Genomic DNA, 17,775 nt, shown 5'->3' on the forward strand with positions numbered 1-17,775 from the left:
CTATCTATTTCGCCGAGCAATTAGCTTTTGCTTTAATGAAAGGCCGATATAAAATTAGACAACAAATTAAGAATAAGGACGAAGAAAGCTAACACATGCAGCCGGGCAAGCTGAGTACCCGGACGGTTCAGCATCGCGCGCTGAACGACGTAAATGATATACATGACGAGTGCAGCGAAGGATGAGACAACCTTCCAGTCCAGCAACAAAGAAGTCTGACCCTCAATTAAAAGCAGCGTTACCGCTACAGACAACGACATCGCAAGCAGCGGCACCCCAATAATAATTGCACGGTCGGAATAACGCTCGATCGTATCCAGACTAGGAAACCTCCGCACATATTTCGACCAGCGCTTGTCCTTCAACTGCTGATGAAGAAATAGATACATGCCGGCAAAAATCGCCCCGACTGTAAGTGCTGCGTAGGCGCATAATATCAAGCTAATATGGACGAACAGCAGCTCACGCATCGTCGAGGATAGTGCCAAACGGGATTCTTCGCCAGGAAGACTATACATATTGAGAGCCAATACGGCAAAACCGACAATGTTAACCAAAAAGACGATAAACTCGATTTTGAAAAACCGGCTGATGACGAGCGATATGGTGACAAGCAGCCATGAAAAACCCAACCAGTATTCAAACGTAGAGATGGACGTCATCTCCAGATGATCAAAAATACGAATAACAAGAAAGACAGTTTGCAATATCCATACAAAAATAAGCAGCCCTGTTCCGATCCGTTTCGCTCTCCGGTTCGCGTCCATGAAATCGGAGAAGTAAAACAAAAGGCTCAGGGCGTACATATAAAGTATCGTGTCATACAGCCAATTTTGCGTTCCCATAAGCGCCTCCACGCTGCGCTCCCTTAAAACTGCGGAGCGCTCTACCTAGTGACGGACGCCAGCGATGGCGCAGCTCCGCGTACAGGCGCTTTGTTCTTCAGCGCTTCGGCCGCGGCTATCGTATCGTTCGCCGCTTGAAGCTCCGCTTGCTTCTCTGCAAGCTGCGCCTCCAGCGCAAATATTTTTACGAACATGTCCATCGCTTCGTCCGCATGCTTCTCACCGGCCATCTCTTTAATCCGTAAGATCGGATCCTGCATCATTTGATTAACGATGCTTTTCGTCAGCTTGCCGATGACCTTGAGCTCATGCTCATCCAGATCAGGCAGTTTGTTGCGCATGCTTGCCATCGTATCCTCATGAATATCGGCGGCTTTCGTCTGCAGGGCGCGAATGAGCGGAACGACGCCAAGCGTACGGTACCATTGGGCGAAAACTTCGAGTTCAGCTTCAATCATCGTCTCGATCTTCGCTGCTTCCACACGGCGATGCTCCAAGTTGCTCTCCACGATGCCCTCCAGATCGTCGATATCGTATAGAAATACATTTTCCACTGCAGCGATAGCCGGATCCAAATCTCGAGGCACCGCAATATCGATCATGAACAACGGCTTCGATTTGCGCCGTTTCATTGCAGCAGCTACCGCAGACCGGTCTAGCACATAGCCGTCAGCTCCAGTAGAGCTGATTACAATGTCAGCTTCATGCAGCTTGGCAGCCGCTTCCTCCATTGAGTAAGGAATGCCGTTGAACTTGTCCGCCAATTGGGCTGCGCGCTCAAAGGTACGGTTGACAACGATAACCTGAGTGGCCCCGTTGGCATACAGATGCTTAGCCGTCAGCTCGCCAGTCTCGCCCGCTCCGATAATCATAACGGTTTTCTTGTTGAACTGTCCGAAGATTCGTTTGCCCAACTCCACCGCGGCATAGCTTACCGATACGGCCGATTCACCGATTGTCGTAACCGAATGAGCTTTCTTCGCCATCGTAATCGATTGCTTGAACAGCATATTAAAGAGCGTGCCCGTCGTCTTCTCTTGCTGGGCAAGCGCAAACGCATCCTTTACCTGACCGAGAATCTGCGTCTCGCCGATCACCATGGAATCCAGCCCGCTCGTTACCCGGAACAAGTGCTCGATCGCCTTATCATCCTCATACATATAGAGATGATTCGTAAAGTGCTGCCTCGGCAGCTTGAACCATTGCTCCATAAAGCTGCGGATATAATGGCCGCATAAATGATGGCGATCGACTACTGCATACAGCTCGGTACGATTGCAGGTCGCCACAATGACACATTCCATAATGCTGCTAGTCTGCTTAAGCTGCTTCAACGCTTGTTGCATTTCTTTTTCCGCGATGGCGAACCTCTCCCTTACTTCTACGGGAGCCGTCCGATAGTTCAGTCCGACTACGATAATGTGCATGCGCGATCACCTGCCTTTCCTTTTATATATCATACGAATAATAAGCGAATTTCATTAACACAACGTTTGTCAACAGTAATTATAGCATAGTTCGACAAGCATATTGGATGCATTTATGAATAATGTTTGAAAAACTGATTCTCATTATTCCCATTTCGCACAAAGAAATAACCATGGACGATTCCCCGCCGTATAAGGCGCAGTTCGTCTATGGTTATTCGATATCCGTCATTGCGAGCTATTAGACAAGCTCGGTTTGTTTCATTGTTGGTTCTTCGACTTGCAATTCGCCCATGCCGCGAACAAGCTTCTTGGCATGCGTCTTGGTTGGTTTCAGCACCGCAATCATATAATCGATCGCAAGCTGCGGATCCACGGTTTCACCACAGGTGTAACAATCAAGAGCGGCAAATCCTCTCTCCGGATACGTGTGAATCGAGAGATGACTCTCCGACAGCAGAACGAGTACCGTTGCTCCTTGAGGCTCAAATTGCTTCGATTGCACAGACATTACGGTTGCACCGCATGCTTCAGCAGCCTCCACCATTTGGGCTTGCAAAAATTCAGCGTTGTTCAGCAGATCAAAATCTACACCCCAAGCATCAACAGCAACGTGTCTTCCGAAAGTTGAATATTCCATCTTCCGGTTCCCCCTTCCTAGGAATAAAATGTTTAAAAAATTTCATCCGCTAGGACCTACGTCATTCACTTCCCGAGGGTATAATCTCTCGCAACATCTGAGTGAATCCTGGTTCCTATTTTGACTAGAACAGTGTTTTCAACGAGATTAAAAATAACATCTATTGGGCGGAAATGCAACTGCTTTTTTGGATAAGGATTGATTTGGATAATACCGCCCCGATGCCCGTTTATAACGTATGAAGACCGGGGCGAAACGGTACCCGTATCCGTAATTAACCCGCCATTAAATTTTTAGTATCATCCGGGCTGTATACCGAAATGTGGTCCACCTTGTTCGTCGATGCCGGGATGACAAATTTCAGCTGATATTGCTTGTTTACGTTATACGTGTAAATATGATCGTCGCCGTTAACGGTAGCCTCGTCCGCTTTGCCGAGGGCAGCTTCGATATTTTTCAGCGTGAGGCTGTGCAAGTCCTTCGAATAGGATCTGACATCAAATACAACCATGCCTTTGTTGTATCCGAACGTAATGCCCCGCTTCTTATATTCGGCATACATGCCTTTGCCCGCGGAGTCGTTGTGGTCTGCTTTGCCCCATACTTTCTCGATATCGTCGTAAAGCGAAGTGTGAGCCGCGTAGCTGCAGCCTGGAACCTTGCCTTCCTTCGCTAATTCGAAAATCTTACCGACTGCAATCTTGGATTCATCTTTCCCGCCGTTCGTCTGACCGCTCTGCGGTTTGCTCGTCGGCTTGCTTCCGGTCTGCACGCCATTCCCGCCACCGTTGTTGTTATTGCCGTTGTTAGCCGGAGGCGAAGTCACCTCGGTAACTGGCGGCTGAGTTGCCGATCCGCCTGGCGCGTTCGTTGGCTGATTGCCCCCGCTCCCTGCACTGTTATTGCCGCTGCAAGCTGACAGAGCTAATGCCAATATGGCGGTTCCACCAAAAACCGCTAATTTTTTTGTATAGTTCCGAGTCTGTTTGTTCATCTGCTGCATCTCCTTTAAAATTCTAAGTTGTCGTACTTCATCGGCAGCGTGATACTGTCATGAAATTGGACTGCTTTTTTGCGCAAAAGGTTGCAGTTTCCCTTATTATAATATTGTCCACATCGTGGAAAATGAAACAGAGGGCCGGCAGCTGCAACCACAAAAAAAGAGCCGCATCGTATGCGGCCCCTTCTCTTCTATCTATTAGGCTTCCAGAACAAACAGCTTGCGCGTCTGCTTCTGCAGGCGATCGTCGATGTCGGCGATTTGCACCGGATCATTAGCCTGGTTGCGCAGGTCAAGCAGTTCGTTTATGGCGTTCTGAACGATCTCGATCTCCCGCTCGATTAGTCTGCTGCGGTACACTCTCTCCAACTGGCCGATCGTGTCCTTGTACTCGAACACGACTCTGGTGCCAGAGTCGGTGGACTCCAGTATGCGGCGAACATTCCCATTCGTATAGTGGTAGATCATCGTATAATGACTATAAATGCGATTGACAACCGCGTCTCCACGGAAAGCCGCTACAGCTTTGCGCATGGCATTTGTCAGCTTAGGATGAACAAGGCGGCAGGAAAGCACACACACGTACCGGTCCTGTTGACGTTCAAACGTCAACCTTACCTCTTCCCTCTCTGCTACGTCTTCGAGAACCATCTCCTGATTGCCGTTATCGAGCACCAGCACTTGAAGCTCAAGCTGTTGATCATCGAAAAAACGGACAAATTGGGACATCTCATCAATCGTTAGTTGCAGTTTGGCGTTTACATACTCTGTGGCTAGCCGCTGAGCCATAAAAATCTCCTCAATTCTTTGAATTGCACCTTGTGAACTTCTTGCATCCGTTTAAGTTTGCTTAAGTATATTATACGTGATAAGAGCGTTTTATTCCTGCCCTTCAGCCTCGATATTCCCCCATATTTCTGAGAAAACCGGAGAAAACCGCGAAGAGGTTTACCTTTTTTAATAAATTCTCAACATTCTGCTAGAAGTCGCTATGCTATCTCCCTTATGTGCCAATTGCTTCCGTAATGACCGCCCAAAGTTCGTCACGGCCAAGCCCCGTATCGGAGGAAAATTTGACGAAGTGATCACGCGGATCGACCTCAAGCGTTTCCTTGATTACTTTTAGATGCTTGTCCCATTTGCTCTTCGGAATTTTATCGGCTTTGGTCGCTACGATGCAAGTCGGAATGTTGAAATGCTTCAGCCAGTGGTACATCAGCACATCGTCCTTGGACGGCGCATGGCGGATGTCGATAATGAGCAATTGAAGCTTCAACTGCTCCCGGTCGCGGATATAAGTTTCAATCATTTGACCAAACTGCTCACGCTGCGTCTTGGATACTTTAGCATAGCCATAGCCCGGAAAATCGACGAAATAGACCATGTCATTCACCCGGTAATAGTTAAGCTGCTGGGTTTTGCCCGGCTGCGAGCTCGTTCTTGCCAAGTTTTTGCGCATAATCATTTTATTGATCAGCGATGATTTACCGACATTGGAACGCCCTGCCAGAGCAACCTCTGGCAAGGCGTCATCGGGGTATTGATGAGGCTGTACTGCACTTATAATAAAATCTGCTTGTGTAATCTTCATAATATCGGTGATCCTGCTTTCTCTTCCGTAGTAGCCGGCAGCAATGCATGCTGGAGCACTTCGTCCATATGGGCCACTGGAACAAAAGTCAGCTCGCTTCGCACGCTGTCCGGAATATCGCGCAGATCCCGCTCGTTTTCTTTCGGCATAAGCACTTTGGTGATGCCTGCGCGATGTGCCGCAAGCGATTTTTCCTTCAATCCGCCAATTGGCAGCACCCGGCCGCGAAGCGTAATTTCGCCCGTCATCGCGACTTCTTTCGATACCCGTCTTCCGGTTAACGCGGAGATAAGGGCCGTTGCCATTGTAATGCCTGCCGAAGGGCCATCCTTCGGAATTGCTCCCTCGGGAATGTGAATATGAATATCGTTCTTCTCATGGAAGGCCGGATCGATATTCAGCTCCAGCGATTTTGAGCGGGTAAAACTGAATGCGGCTTGCGCCGATTCTTTCATAACGTCTCCCAGCTTGCCCGTCAGCGTCAGCTTGCCGCTCCCCGGCATGACTGTAACCTCGATGACAAGCGTATCGCCGCCAACCTCGGTCCATGCAAGCCCAGTTACTGCGCCAACCTGGTCCTCGACCTCAGCCATTCCATAACGGAATCTGGCTGGTCCAAGCCATTCCTTCAGCAATTCCTCATCAACGACGAGAGCTGGCGCCAGTGTAGTTGCAGCGTTCTCCTCCTCCGAGGAGCCGAAGGCCGCTTCGAGCGTATTCAATATCGGATCATCCTGCTCAAACTCGGCAGCTCCGTCGAGGGCCTGTTCTGCATCAGCTTCGACAGCTGCTGTACGTTCCTGACTTCCATTCGCGACGATATGTTTAGCTGCTTTACGGCAGAGCGCTGCAATTTGCTGCTCCAAATTCCGCACGCCAGACTCCCTCGTATACTCACGAATAAGCTGCATCAGCACGTCTTCGCCCACTTCCAGCTGAGCTTCCGTCAGGCCGTGCTCTCTCTTCTGTTTAGGCAGCAAGTAGCGGCTGGCAATTTGCAGCTTTTCGAGTTCTGTATAGCCGGGAATATAGAGCACTTCCATCCGGTCCAGCAGCGGACGCGGAATGTTCTGCATCACATTGGCCGTCGTAATAAACATAACGTTGGATAAGTCAAAAGGCACTTCGACAAAATGATCGCTGAACGTGCTGTTCTGCTCAGGGTCCAGCACCTCAAGCAGCGCTGAAGACGGGTCGCCGCGGAAATCCATCGCCATCTTGTCGATCTCATCGAGCAAAAAGACCGGATTCAGTGAGCCTGCGGTTTTCATGCCTTGAATGATGCGTCCTGGCATTGCGCCGACATAGGTTCTGCGATGCCCGCGAATTTCTGCTTCATCGCGCACGCCGCCCAGCGAAATGCGGACAAACTTGCGGTCAAGCGATTTCGCAATCGAACGGGCAAGCGAGGTTTTGCCCACCCCCGGCGGGCCTACCAGACAAAGGATCGGGCCTTTCATCTTGCGGACAAGCTGCTGTACCGCCAAATATTCCAGCACGCGCTCCTTCGGCTTCTCCAAGCCGTAATGATCGTTATTCAGTATTTCTTCCGCTTTGGCGAGACTAAGGTCATCCTCCGTCAGCTTGTTCCAAGGCAGCGCCAGCAGCCAGTCGATGTAGTTGCGGATAACGCCGCCTTCGGCAGAGCTTGCTGGCATTTTCTCCAGCCGATCGATTTCTTTCTCGATTTTCTCCTTCACCGGCTCCGGAACACCTGCTTCGGCAAGCTGGCCGCGCAGCTCCTCGACTTCTCCGGCTCTGCCTTCCTTCTCGCCAAGCTCTTTCTGAATCGCCTTCATCTGCTCGCGCAAATAATATTCCTTCTGCGTCTTCTCCATCTGCTTCTTCACGCGTTGGCTGATCTTGCGCTCCAGCTCCAATACCTCGCGCTCGTTGTTAAGCAGATCGAGCAAACGCTCCAGACGTTCGCGAACGTCTACCGTCTCCAAAATATCCTGTTTATCTTTAATCTTTAAGGATAGATGGCTCGTAATGACGTCGGCCAAACGGCCCGGCTCATCGATGTCGGATACAGCAGCATGCGTCTCCGGCGTGACCTTCTTTGATAATGAGATGTAATGCTCGAATTGACTGAGCACGGACCGCATGAGCGCATCCACTTCCGGATCATCTGTCTCCTGCTCTGGCAATTCCTTAACCGACACCTCGTAGAACTCGTCATTGGCAACATAATCGACGACTTCCGCGCGGCTTACCCCTTCTACAAGCACCCGGATCGTACCGTTAGGCAGCTTCAACATTTGACGCACGCGAGCGATCGTTCCGATTCGGTAAATGTCCTCCTCGGTTGGCTCCTCGATATTGACTTCGGATTGCGAGCAAAGCAAAATCATATGATCGTCAATCATCGATTTTTCCAGCGCCCGCACCGACTTATCTCTGCCTACATCCAGATGGAGCACCATGCTGGGATATACGAGCAATCCCCTTAATGGGAGCAAGGGCAGTCGACGGGTTTTCGTTTTAGCGGATCCCAAACCAGCACCTCCAAAAATTCTGTCTACCCTATTTTATCATTCCGCGGAATCCGCCTGCAAATAGGGAACGCCCGTCGGGATAAAAAGGTCTGTTGCAACATGCGGTTCTACTTCTTCGACGGCTGGTTCGCCAACCGGGAATACGTAGTTGAACACTTCATCCACTCGATCGACCGGAATGACTTTCAAGCCTTGCAAATCAGCGAATATTGCCTGCCAGTTTTCCCGCGGGATAATCACGGTATCGGCTCCAGCCTGGAAGGCAGCCTCCACTTTCGCCAGTACGCCGCCAACCGGCTTCACATTGCCATGGATACCAACCTCGCCGGTCATCGCCAGCTTATTGTCGATCGGAATTTCGCGGATTGCGGATGCAATTGCCGTCGCCATCGCAATACCGGCGGAAGGACCGTCAATAGGCGTGCCGCCTGGGAAGTTAATATGCAGATCATAATCCTGCGGCTTCAAGCCGTAACGGCGAAGCATGGTCAGCACATTTTCCACGGAACCTTTCGCCATGCTTTTCCGGCGCAGCGTTCTTGTGCCTCCGCCCAGTTCTTCTTCGTCTACAACGCCAGTAATCGTAAATTGACCGCGGCCAGACGGCGCAGCGATTGCACTTACCTCGATTTCAAGCAGTGTTCCCATATTGGGTCCATAGACAGCCAGCCCATTGACGAATCCGATCTGCGGCGCAGCTGGCACCTTACGATCCGGACGCGGAGGGATTTGGCTGCTGTTGACGACCCATTCCACATCAGCCGCTGAGATAGAATCACGCTTCTCCGACAAGGCTACACCTGCCGCGAGCTGAATAACGTTCACAGCTTCCCGTCCGTTAGTTGCGTAACGTTCCACGACCGCAACCGCTTCTGGACAAGGCGCAAAGCCGATTTTTTTCACCGCATTCTGGGCGATCAACGAGATCTCTCCAGGCAGAAGCGGACGGAAGAATACTTCCATGCAGCGCGAGCGTATCGCCGGCGGCAAATCTTGAGGCGATCTCGTCGTTGCGCCAACAAGCCGAAAATCGGCAGGCAAGCCGTTTTGGAAAATATCGTGAATATACATCGGTATGTTCGCATCTTCCGAGTTATAATAGGCGCTCTCCAGAAATACTTTGCGATCCTCCAGCACCTTTAACAGCTTATTCATTTGAACCGGATGCAATTCCCCGATTTCATCAATAAAGAGAATGCCGCCATGTGCTTTCGTAACCGCGCCGGGCTTTGGCTGCGGGATGCCTGCAACCCCCATTGCCCCTGCTCCTTGATAGATCGGGTCATGGACCGAACCAATCAACGGATCGGCAATGCCCCGCTCATCAAAGCGGGCCGTCGTTGCGTCGATCTCGGTAAACTTCGCTTCCGGCAAGAAAGGAGAGGTCGGATTTTTCTTCGCTTCCTCGAGCACAACGCGAGCCGCTGCCGTCTTCCCGACACCGGGAGGCCCGTATATAATGACATGCTGCGGATTGGCGCTGCACAAAGCAGCCTTAAGCGCGCGCAAACCATCGGATTGCCCGACGATATCTTGCATCGCTTGCGGACGCGTTTTCTCAGCAAGCGGCTTCGTCAACGAAACGGAGCGCAGCTTTCTCAGCTTATCCATCTCCTTGCGCGATTCCCGGTCAACCGCCGAACGGTTCGTCTTCTGGTTCCGCAGCAAATTCCAGAAATAAAGCCCAATAACGACAGCAAAAAAAACTTGAATCAACATCAAAACAATACTTAAATTCATCGATTATCCGCTCCTCATAAAAAAGCTTTCATGTGCACGACGGCAATAGAGTTCGTAATTGCTAGTATTGCCTCCTCTATCCGGGAATAACCGCCAACGCCATTTTTTCCTTTTATGAAAACGAATAACTTGAATTTGCAAAAAAGAGACGTCCTCCTTCATCCGAAGATGACAGCAGAACGCCTCTCTCATGGATTAAGCGTGCGTATGATGCTTGCGGCCAGGAATTTCGCCCGTTTCCTCAAACACGCGCACAATCTCATCGATTTCTTTTTTCAATTCGTTAAGCAGTTCCGCTTCCGGCACTTTACGGATCATTTCCCCGTACCGGAAAAGCATGCCTTCGCCGCGTGCACCGGCGATGCCGATGTCGGCCTCCCGCGCTTCGCCAGGGCCGTTAACCGCACAGCCAAGAACAGAAACTTTGATCGGCACTTTGATTTTGGAGATATACTCCTCAACCTCGTTGGCGATCGAGAACAGATCGATGTCCAGACGGCCGCAGGTTGGGCAAGAAACGAGCGTCGCCGCATTCGTAATCAGCCCAAATGTCTTAAGCAGTTCACGTGCAACCTTGACTTCCTCAACCGGATCCGCACTGAGACTGATCCGAACAGTGTTGCCGATCCCAAGCGCCAGCAGCGCGCCGATGCCTGCCGAGCTCTTGATCGTACCGGTATGAAGTGTACCAGCTTCCGTGATACCGAGGTGAAGCGGATACTTGATTTGCTTGGCAGCCATGCTGTAAGCAGCAATCGCCATCGGCACGTCGGAAGCTTTCAACGATACGATGATATCGTGGAAGTCCAGCTCTTCAAGAATGCCGATATGGAACAATGCGCTCTCTACCATAGCTTCCGGTGTCGGATAACCGTATTTCTCCAGCAAATGGTTTTCCAGCGAGCCTGCGTTCACGCCAATCCGAATCGGAATGCCGCGTTCCTTGCACGCTTTAACGACTGCCTCGACCTTCTCGCGGCGGCCGATGTTGCCGGGATTGATACGCACTTTATCGATGCCGTTCTCAATGGCGGCAAGAGCAAGCCGGTAATCGAAATGAATATCCGCAACGAGCGGAATATGAATCCGTTTCTTGATTTCCTTAATGGCTTCCGCCGCTTCCTTGTTGTTCACCGTTACCCGAACAATCTGGCAGCCGGCTTCCTCAAGACGAAGAATTTCAGCGACCGTTGCTTCAACGTCAGCCGTCTTTGTCGTACACATGCTCTGGATGATGACTTCGTCGCTGCCGCCAATCGTCAAGTTCCCGACTTTGACCGGCACCGTATCTTTACGCGTATACATCATTGATCTCTCCCATGAACGTCAAATTCCACCCTAAAGCGTTAATTGCCTGCGGCATATGCCGCGCGCCTAGGGTGGACTTTTGACGGTAATGATTGTAGATTAGGCGCTTTCTTCCTTCTTCTTGCCTTTTTTGGCAGACAGCTCAGGCATGATTTTGTCCTGTACCGATTTCTCGGTAATGAGACAAGTGCTCACGTCGTCGCGGGAAGGCACCTCGTACATCACTTCAAGCATAATGCCCTCGATGATCGCACGCAAGCCACGAGCGCCGGTATTCCGCTTAATCGCTTCTTTCGCGATCGCTTCAAGCGCGGCAGGCTCGAAATCGAGCTTGACGTTGTCCATCTCCAGCAGTTTTTGATATTGCTTCACGAGCGCGTTTTTCGGCTCGGAGAGAATGCGCATGAGCGCTTCCTCGTCAAGCGGCTCCAGCGTAGAAATAACTGGAAGACGGCCAACGAATTCCGGAATGAGGCCAAATTTCAGCAAATCCTCCGGCAGTACCATCGACAGGTATTCACCTGGCTTCAGATCCTTCGTCAACTCACCGTTCGAGTTAAAGCCGATAACTTTTTTGCCGATACGGCGTTTGATCAACTGCTCCAGCCCGTCGAACGCGCCGCCGCAAATGAACAAAATGTTGGTCGTATCGATTTGAATAAACTCTTGATGCGGATGCTTGCGCCCGCCTTGCGGTGGAACCGAGGCAACCGTACCTTCGAGAATTTTGAGCAGCGCTTGCTGCACGCCTTCACCCGAAACGTCGCGGGTAATCGAAGGGTTTTCGGATTTGCGGGCTACTTTATCGATCTCGTCAATATAAATAATGCCGCGCTCCGCTTTCTCAACATCATAATCGGCAGCTTGAATCAGCTTGAGCAAAATGTTCTCGACGTCTTCGCCGACATAACCGGCTTCCGTGAGCGACGTTGCGTCTGCAATTGCAAACGGCACGTTCAAAATTTTGGCCATTGTCTGTGCAAGAAGCGTCTTACCCGAGCCCGTAGGACCTACGAGCAAAATATTGCTCTTTTGAAGCTCAACGTCTTCGATCTTGCTTCCCGAATTAACCCGTTTGTAGTGGTTATATACCGCTACGGACAGCGATTTCTTCGCAAATTCTTGACCAATTACATACGAATCCAGAATAGCGCGAATGTCCTTCGGTTTCGGAATATCTTTCAGATCAAGCTCTTCCTCATGGCCGAGTTCCTCTTCCACGATTTCCGTGCAAAGCTCGATACATTCATCGCATATATATACGCCGGGACCGGCAACCAACTTGCGAACTTGCTCCTGCGATTTGCCGCAGAACGAGCATTTCAATTGGCCCTTTTCGTCATTGAATTTAAACATGGTATCACCCCTTCAATTAAATCGATACCGGAGATGTAATCACCTTGTCGATCAAACCGTAATTCAACGCTTCCTCTGCGCTCAAAAAGTTGTCGCGATCGGTATCGCGTTCGATTTTTTCGTACGGCTGGCCGGTACGCTCTACGTAAATTTGGTTCAGCTTTTCTTTCGTTTTCAAAATCCAGTCGGCGTGGATTTTAATATCCGACGCTTGACCGCGAACGCCGCCGAGCGGCTGGTGAATCATAACTTCCGCGTTCGGAAGCGCAAAACGTTTGCCTTTAGCGCCTGCCGTCAACAGCAGGGAGCCCATGCTTGCCGCCATGCCCATGCAAATCGTCGACACGTCCGGCTTAATATATTGCATCGTATCAAAAATGCCCATGCCGGCTGTTACACTGCCGCCCGGGGAATTAATGTACAGATGAATGTCTTTCTCTGGGTCGTCGGCCGCCAGGAAAAGCAACTGCGCGATAATGGAGTTTGCTACGTCATCATCAATGGCGCTCCCGAGAAAAATGATGCGGTCCTTCAACAGACGCGAGTAAATATCGTATGACCGTTCCCCGCGATTTGTTTGTTCGACTACAATCGGTACCAGATTCATGCGACCAACCTCTTTTCGTTTTATGACTTTTTAAACAAAGCTATTGTAACACGTTGGAGAGGCAATGTCATTTTTCCAATACTACAGTATACGGCACTGCACGCTCGATATGTACGGAGAACAATCTCCATTTCAACCACAATATGTTATGTAGGGTGAAAATAAGGCACGAATCTTATAACGATCACGTGCCTTATCCTCTTTAAAACTTATATTTAGTTAAGCTTTAAGCCTAATTTGGCTTAAGCCGTTTTGCTGCTGTCGAGCAGCAATTTGATTGTTTTACGCAGTTCAACATCTTCTTTCAAGCTGTCAAGGCTGCCGTTTTGAGCGAAAATCGTACGCAGCTCTTCCGCAGGGCGGTTGTAAGCTGTCGACAGGTTTTCAAGCTCTTCCGTTACGTCAGCATCAGTTGCTTCAATGCCTTCTGCTTTCGCAATTGCGCTCAGAACAAGGTTGTTGCGGACGCGTTTCTCAGCGTCAGAACGCATTTGCTCACGCAATACGGACTCGTCTTGGCCGGAGAACTGGTAGTACAGCTCCATGTTCATACCTTGCATGCGAAGACGGTTTTCGAAATCTTTCAGCATGAAGTCAACTTCCGTTACGATCATCGGCTCAGGAATTTCAACTTCTGCCAGCTCGGAAGCTTTTGCTACGACCGCGTTCTCGCGAGCTTGCTCAGCTTCTTTGGACTTGCTTTCTTTCAGCTTAACGATCAGGTCCTGCTTGTACTCTTCAAGCGTATCGAACTCGCTAACGTCTTTGGCGAACTCGTCGTCAAGAGCCGGCAATGTTTTGCGCTTGATTTCATGCAGCTTCACTTTGAACACGGCAGCTTTGCCGGCCAGGTTTTCTGCATGGTACTCTTCAGGGAACGTTACTTCTACGTCTTTGAAGTCGCCGATTTGCAAGCCAATGAGTTGATCTTCGAAGCCTGGGATGAACGAGCCTGAACCCAGCTCCAGCGAATAACCTTCGCTTTGGCCGCCTTCAAACTGCTCGCCGTCTACATAGCCGTCGAAATCGATAACGGTGATGTCGCCGTTTTGCGCAGCGCCTTCGTCCACTACGGAAAGCTCCGCATGACGTTGTTGCAGACGCTCCAGCTCCGCATTCACTTCTTCGTCGCCGATTGTTACTTCAGTGGACGGTACTTCTAAACCTTTGTACTCGCCAAGCTGAACTTCAGGACGAACGATTACTTTTGCTTTAAACTTGAACGTTTCGCCTTTAGCGAACTGCTCCACGTCGATTTCCGGACGGTCGACAGGCTGCAGGTTGTTCTCGCTTACTGCTTCGGAATAAGCATCCGGAAGCAAGATGTCAATGGCGTCTTGGTACAAGCTCTCCACGCCGAAACGGGATTCGAAAATGCCGCGCGGCACTTTGCCTTTACGGAAGCCCGGTACATTGACTTTTTGAACTACTTTTTTGAATGCTTGGTCAAGTGCAGTAGCGACACGCTCTGCTCCAACCTCAACGTCGATAGAAACGACGTTCTTGTCTATTTTTTCCCAAGTTGCTTTCATTTTATGCTTTCCCCTCCAAAATACGGTTGCGTCCTAAATTTTCACGTTTCATAAACCATTCTATTATAAACAAGATAAGCCTGCTTTTCAAGGCTGAGGATTATCTTCATCCGACCGCTGCAAAACTGCTACCTGCCGAAGCGCCCTGCAGGCTTGCTCATACCTGAATCGGAGCGATTCGGTAATGCCATAAACTTCCCGGATATCGTCGTCGTTTGCAGTCCCGTATACCGTCAGCAGCAGCGTCAGATGCAGGGCAGCCGCGCAGCAATCGACCGTATCGTCTTCCTCGCGGAGCATCCAAGTGTATGCAGACGTTCCATATAGAAACTGCAGACTTTCCTTCCACAGCTCTCTGGCAAAATGCGGCAGCGTGGGATCCTCGGATTCCGTCACCTGCTCAACCCGTTCCAGGATCCGTCCGATCGGCTGCGGAAAATCGTCTATGGAAAGCGGTGTCGATTCAATATCCATCTCCACCAGTTCACCCATCCGATTCAGCAAAAGCATACCCGTTGCCTCACGCTTGCGGAGACATTGCAGCGCTTTGAACTGCAAAATAGGATGCAAGTCCGTCGTAGTGGTCAGCCAATGTACGATAGCTGTGTCCACTTCTGGATCTTTAATATAGGCTGCCCGTTCAAGCGCCAATACTTGCTGATCCAGCATCGGATGATGCTCCATAATATAAAGGACCTGTTTAATATAAGCTTCATCCTGGCCCGGCGGATTCAGCATTTGCTCGCGGAGTACCCGCTCCTCTTCCGCCTCATCTGAATTGGCAGTTTCAGCAGGATCGCCGCCGTCCCCGTCCTCAGGGAAAGCCATCTCCAGCCAGGTAAGCAAACTGCCCCATTCTTCATAGTGGCGCGCATCTTCCCCCTTGCATTGAAGCAGGAAACGCAGCAGCCGCTTCGCCTCTCCATACTGTTCGGACTCCAGCATGCGGGTCAGCTGGATTTGGTAATGGTCCAGCATTTTCGGAAAGAGGTAGACGTTGTCTTTACTATCATTATGTATATCGTTGTGTGTCGTTATGGTACCACCGCCTTATCGGTCCAGCCTTATCTATCGTCAGTCGATGCCCTGCGTTCAATTATACCACGTTCAAGCCCAATTAAGAAACGGCGAAGCAAATGGCCGCAAAGCAAATAAGTCGAGGCTTGTCGCTTAACCGCGGGCAGGAGGATGGGCTAGGTCGGGCATGAAAGATCCTAATATTTATATCGGCCTGACACCGGCTAAAGTTTTTAACTTGATTTTTTTATTTCTCATATGCTATATTTACCAAGCGATTTTTTTTTGCGGGTGTAGTTCAATGGCAGAATGCCAGCTTCCCAAGCTTGAGGCGTGGGTTCGATTCCCATCACCCGCTCCAAACTTTTCTGAAATTAGCTATTGCCAAAACCAGAAATCGCATGCTATAATCTTTCTTATGTGTCCCAGTAGCTCAGCTGGATAGAGCAACGCCCTTCTAAGGCGTCGGTCGGGGGTTCGAATCCCTCCTGGGACGCCATCTCAATTACATCTAATTAATCCCCGTATAACCAAATCATATTTGGTTATACGGGGATTTTTGTTATTCCTTCCTCTTACCCTTCCAATTAAACCCGTAATTTTACATAAATCGACGAATTCATCCTATTAATCCAAGGCTGTCATACGTTATATTGTAGATACATCCAAGCTACAGAACACATTTTACAAAACTCAAATCTGAATCAGCAGCAAATTCCTCAACCGATGGGGCCTAACGGGAGAATGAAATGCATGAGCATTTTTGATTTTTTTAAGGTTAAACAAATTAAAGCAGAACGTGATGCATGGATTGAAAATTATGAAATTCTTAAAACTAGTTTAAGTCCAGAACAATTAGAGCTATTACATTTATCTGAACAAATTAGCGAACTGCACGTAACCAAAAATTCTTTATTAGAGCAAATCGAACAATTACAGATTGAATATGGACAAAACATAACCAATGTACAAGAGGAATTGAAACTACTGAAGCAACAATACGATCTGAAGTCTAAAGATCTAATTGATTTGGATGAACAGCTACTTCTGGAATCCTTTGCGCTATACGAACCAAAATACGTTTTTGTTAATAGTTCTGTCTATAAAGACCGTCTGGATTCAATACGTAATAATCAAAAAGAAATGATTAAAACTGGAACAGCATGTGCTGGAAATTTAAATTGGGTAGTTAATAACAATAAAACTGAAGGACGAAAGATGGTCAATGATATGATAAAATTATCTCTTCGTTCATTCAATAATGAATGTGATGCCTGTATCTCAAATGTAAAGTTCAATAACGTTGTTACTTACCAAAATAAAATACAGAAATCTTTTGAAACTCTAAATAAACTAGGAAAAATTATGCAAGTCTATATCTCCGATCATTACTTAAATTTAAAGTTACAAGAGTTATACTTGGCTCATGAATATCATGTAAAGAAACAAGAAGAGAAAGAAGAACAAAAACAAATACGTGAACAGATGCGTGAAGAGGCTAGGCTCCAGCGAGAAATTGAAGAGGCAAGAAAAAATATCGAAAAGGAAAAACAGCATTACTCCAATGCCCTCAACAAATTCTCCAAGCAGCTCGATCTATGCAAATCTGATGAAGAACGAGCACTCGTGGAGAATAAAATGTCCGAACTGACTGTTACTTTAATGGATATTGAATCACGTTTAAAAGACGTAGATTATCGTGAAGCTAATCAGCGTGCGGGATATGTATACATTATTTCTAATATTGGGTCTTTCGGAGAAGGTATTTACAAGATCGGAATGACAAGAAGAATTGATCCTCAAGACAGGGTCTCTGAGCTGGGTGATGCTTCAGTTCCATTTAATTTCGACGTACATGCTATGATTTTCTCTGACGATGCTCCCAAACTCGAGGCTGCTTTACATCGTGAATTTGAGAGCAGGCGATTAAACATTATTAATAAAAGACGTGAGTTTTTTAGAGTATCTTTAAAAGAAATTCAAGCGGTCATTGTCAGTAATCATGATAATACAATTGAATTCATCCCTACTGCCGCTGCAGAAGAGTTTCGTGAATCGGCCCGGCTAAAACATACTGCCCAGCATGCAAGAAACGAGTTGTTAAGCTCTTTTCAAGAAGCTGCCGTTTCAATTAATACTTAAATGCTCGCTCAGACAAAAAACGCACCAGCTTATTCCGAGGCCGGTGCGTTTTTGCATACTTTCTCCCTATTT

General features: G+C 48.8%; 14 protein-coding genes and 2 tRNA genes. 3 read left to right on the plus strand and 13 right to left on the minus strand.

What is annotated here, in order from left to right; genetic code table 11:
* Window positions 1-32 precede the first annotated feature (32 nt).
* The 13 genes from IEX98_RS16540 to IEX98_RS16600 form a co-directional block, all read right to left on the minus strand.
* Complete coding sequence (locus IEX98_RS16540) at window positions 33-845, minus strand: cytochrome C assembly family protein (RefSeq protein WP_188890327.1); 813 nt, start codon at window positions 843-845, stop codon at window positions 33-35.
* Between the two features lie 41 nt (window positions 846-886).
* A complete protein-coding gene (hemA, locus tag IEX98_RS16545) occupies window positions 887-2,272 on the minus strand; it encodes a glutamyl-tRNA reductase (protein ID WP_188890328.1) in 1,386 nt (461 codons plus the stop codon).
* A 241-nt stretch (window positions 2,273-2,513) separates the two neighbouring features.
* The gene (speD, locus tag IEX98_RS16550; protein WP_188890329.1) at window positions 2,514-2,912 is read right to left on the minus strand and encodes an adenosylmethionine decarboxylase; all 399 of its coding nucleotides are present in this window, start codon (window positions 2,910-2,912) and stop codon (window positions 2,514-2,516) included.
* A 274-nt stretch (window positions 2,913-3,186) separates the two neighbouring features.
* Window positions 3,187-3,906 carry a YjgB family protein gene (locus IEX98_RS16555; protein ID WP_188890330.1) on the minus strand — a complete coding sequence of 240 codons (720 nt, stop codon included), beginning with the start codon at window positions 3,904-3,906 and terminating at the stop codon, window positions 3,187-3,189.
* A 204-nt stretch (window positions 3,907-4,110) separates the two neighbouring features.
* Window positions 4,111-4,701 (minus strand): non-ribosomal peptide synthetase module, encoded by a 591-nt coding sequence (locus IEX98_RS16560; protein ID WP_188890331.1) that lies wholly within the window; start codon window positions 4,699-4,701, stop codon window positions 4,111-4,113.
* 214 nt (window positions 4,702-4,915) lie between these two features.
* Entirely contained in the window at window positions 4,916-5,503 is a 588-nt protein-coding gene (gene yihA, locus IEX98_RS16565; RefSeq protein WP_188890332.1) for a ribosome biogenesis GTP-binding protein YihA/YsxC, read from the minus strand.
* Window positions 5,500-8,001 carry an endopeptidase La gene (gene lon, locus IEX98_RS16570; RefSeq protein ID WP_188890333.1) on the minus strand — a complete coding sequence of 834 codons (2,502 nt, stop codon included), beginning with the start codon at window positions 7,999-8,001 and terminating at the stop codon, window positions 5,500-5,502. The genes yihA and lon overlap by 4 nt, the downstream gene beginning before the upstream one ends.
* Window positions 8,002-8,037: 36 nt before the next feature.
* Entirely contained in the window at window positions 8,038-9,741 is a 1,704-nt protein-coding gene (gene lonB, locus IEX98_RS16575) for an ATP-dependent protease LonB (RefSeq protein WP_188890334.1), read from the minus strand.
* A 195-nt stretch (window positions 9,742-9,936) separates the two neighbouring features.
* Entirely contained in the window at window positions 9,937-11,046 is a 1,110-nt protein-coding gene (ispG, locus tag IEX98_RS16580; protein WP_042164884.1) for a flavodoxin-dependent (E)-4-hydroxy-3-methylbut-2-enyl-diphosphate synthase, read from the minus strand.
* 102 nt (window positions 11,047-11,148) lie between these two features.
* Entirely contained in the window at window positions 11,149-12,405 is a 1,257-nt protein-coding gene (clpX, locus tag IEX98_RS16585; RefSeq protein WP_188890335.1) for an ATP-dependent protease ATP-binding subunit ClpX, read from the minus strand.
* 16 nt (window positions 12,406-12,421) lie between these two features.
* On the minus strand, window positions 12,422-13,012 hold the full coding sequence (clpP, locus tag IEX98_RS16590) for an ATP-dependent Clp endopeptidase proteolytic subunit ClpP (protein WP_042164887.1): 591 nt from the start codon (window positions 13,010-13,012) through the stop codon (window positions 12,422-12,424).
* A 242-nt stretch (window positions 13,013-13,254) separates the two neighbouring features.
* Window positions 13,255-14,544: a trigger factor gene (gene tig, locus IEX98_RS16595; RefSeq protein WP_188890336.1), complete on the minus strand. Its 1,290-nt coding sequence runs from the start codon at window positions 14,542-14,544 to the stop codon at window positions 13,255-13,257.
* A gap of 87 nt (window positions 14,545-14,631) precedes the next feature.
* The gene (locus IEX98_RS16600) at window positions 14,632-15,489 is read right to left on the minus strand and encodes a hypothetical protein (protein ID WP_229692233.1); all 858 of its coding nucleotides are present in this window, start codon (window positions 15,487-15,489) and stop codon (window positions 14,632-14,634) included.
* A gap of 359 nt (window positions 15,490-15,848) precedes the next feature.
* On the opposite strand from IEX98_RS16600, the gene IEX98_RS16605 reads away from it, so the two are divergent.
* From IEX98_RS16605 to IEX98_RS16615, 3 genes are all read left to right on the plus strand, one after another.
* Window positions 15,849-15,922 (plus strand) — tRNA-Gly (locus IEX98_RS16605).
* A 61-nt stretch (window positions 15,923-15,983) separates the two neighbouring features.
* A tRNA-Arg gene (locus IEX98_RS16610) sits at window positions 15,984-16,060 on the plus strand.
* Between the two features lie 254 nt (window positions 16,061-16,314).
* A complete protein-coding gene (locus IEX98_RS16615; protein ID WP_188890338.1) occupies window positions 16,315-17,703 on the plus strand; it encodes a DUF4041 domain-containing protein in 1,389 nt (462 codons plus the stop codon).
* Window positions 17,704-17,775 lie beyond the last annotated feature (72 nt).

Source organism: Paenibacillus radicis (ex Gao et al. 2016) (assembly GCF_014641555.1).
Taxonomy (GTDB): domain Bacteria; phylum Bacillota; class Bacilli; order Paenibacillales; family Paenibacillaceae; genus Pristimantibacillus; species Pristimantibacillus radicis.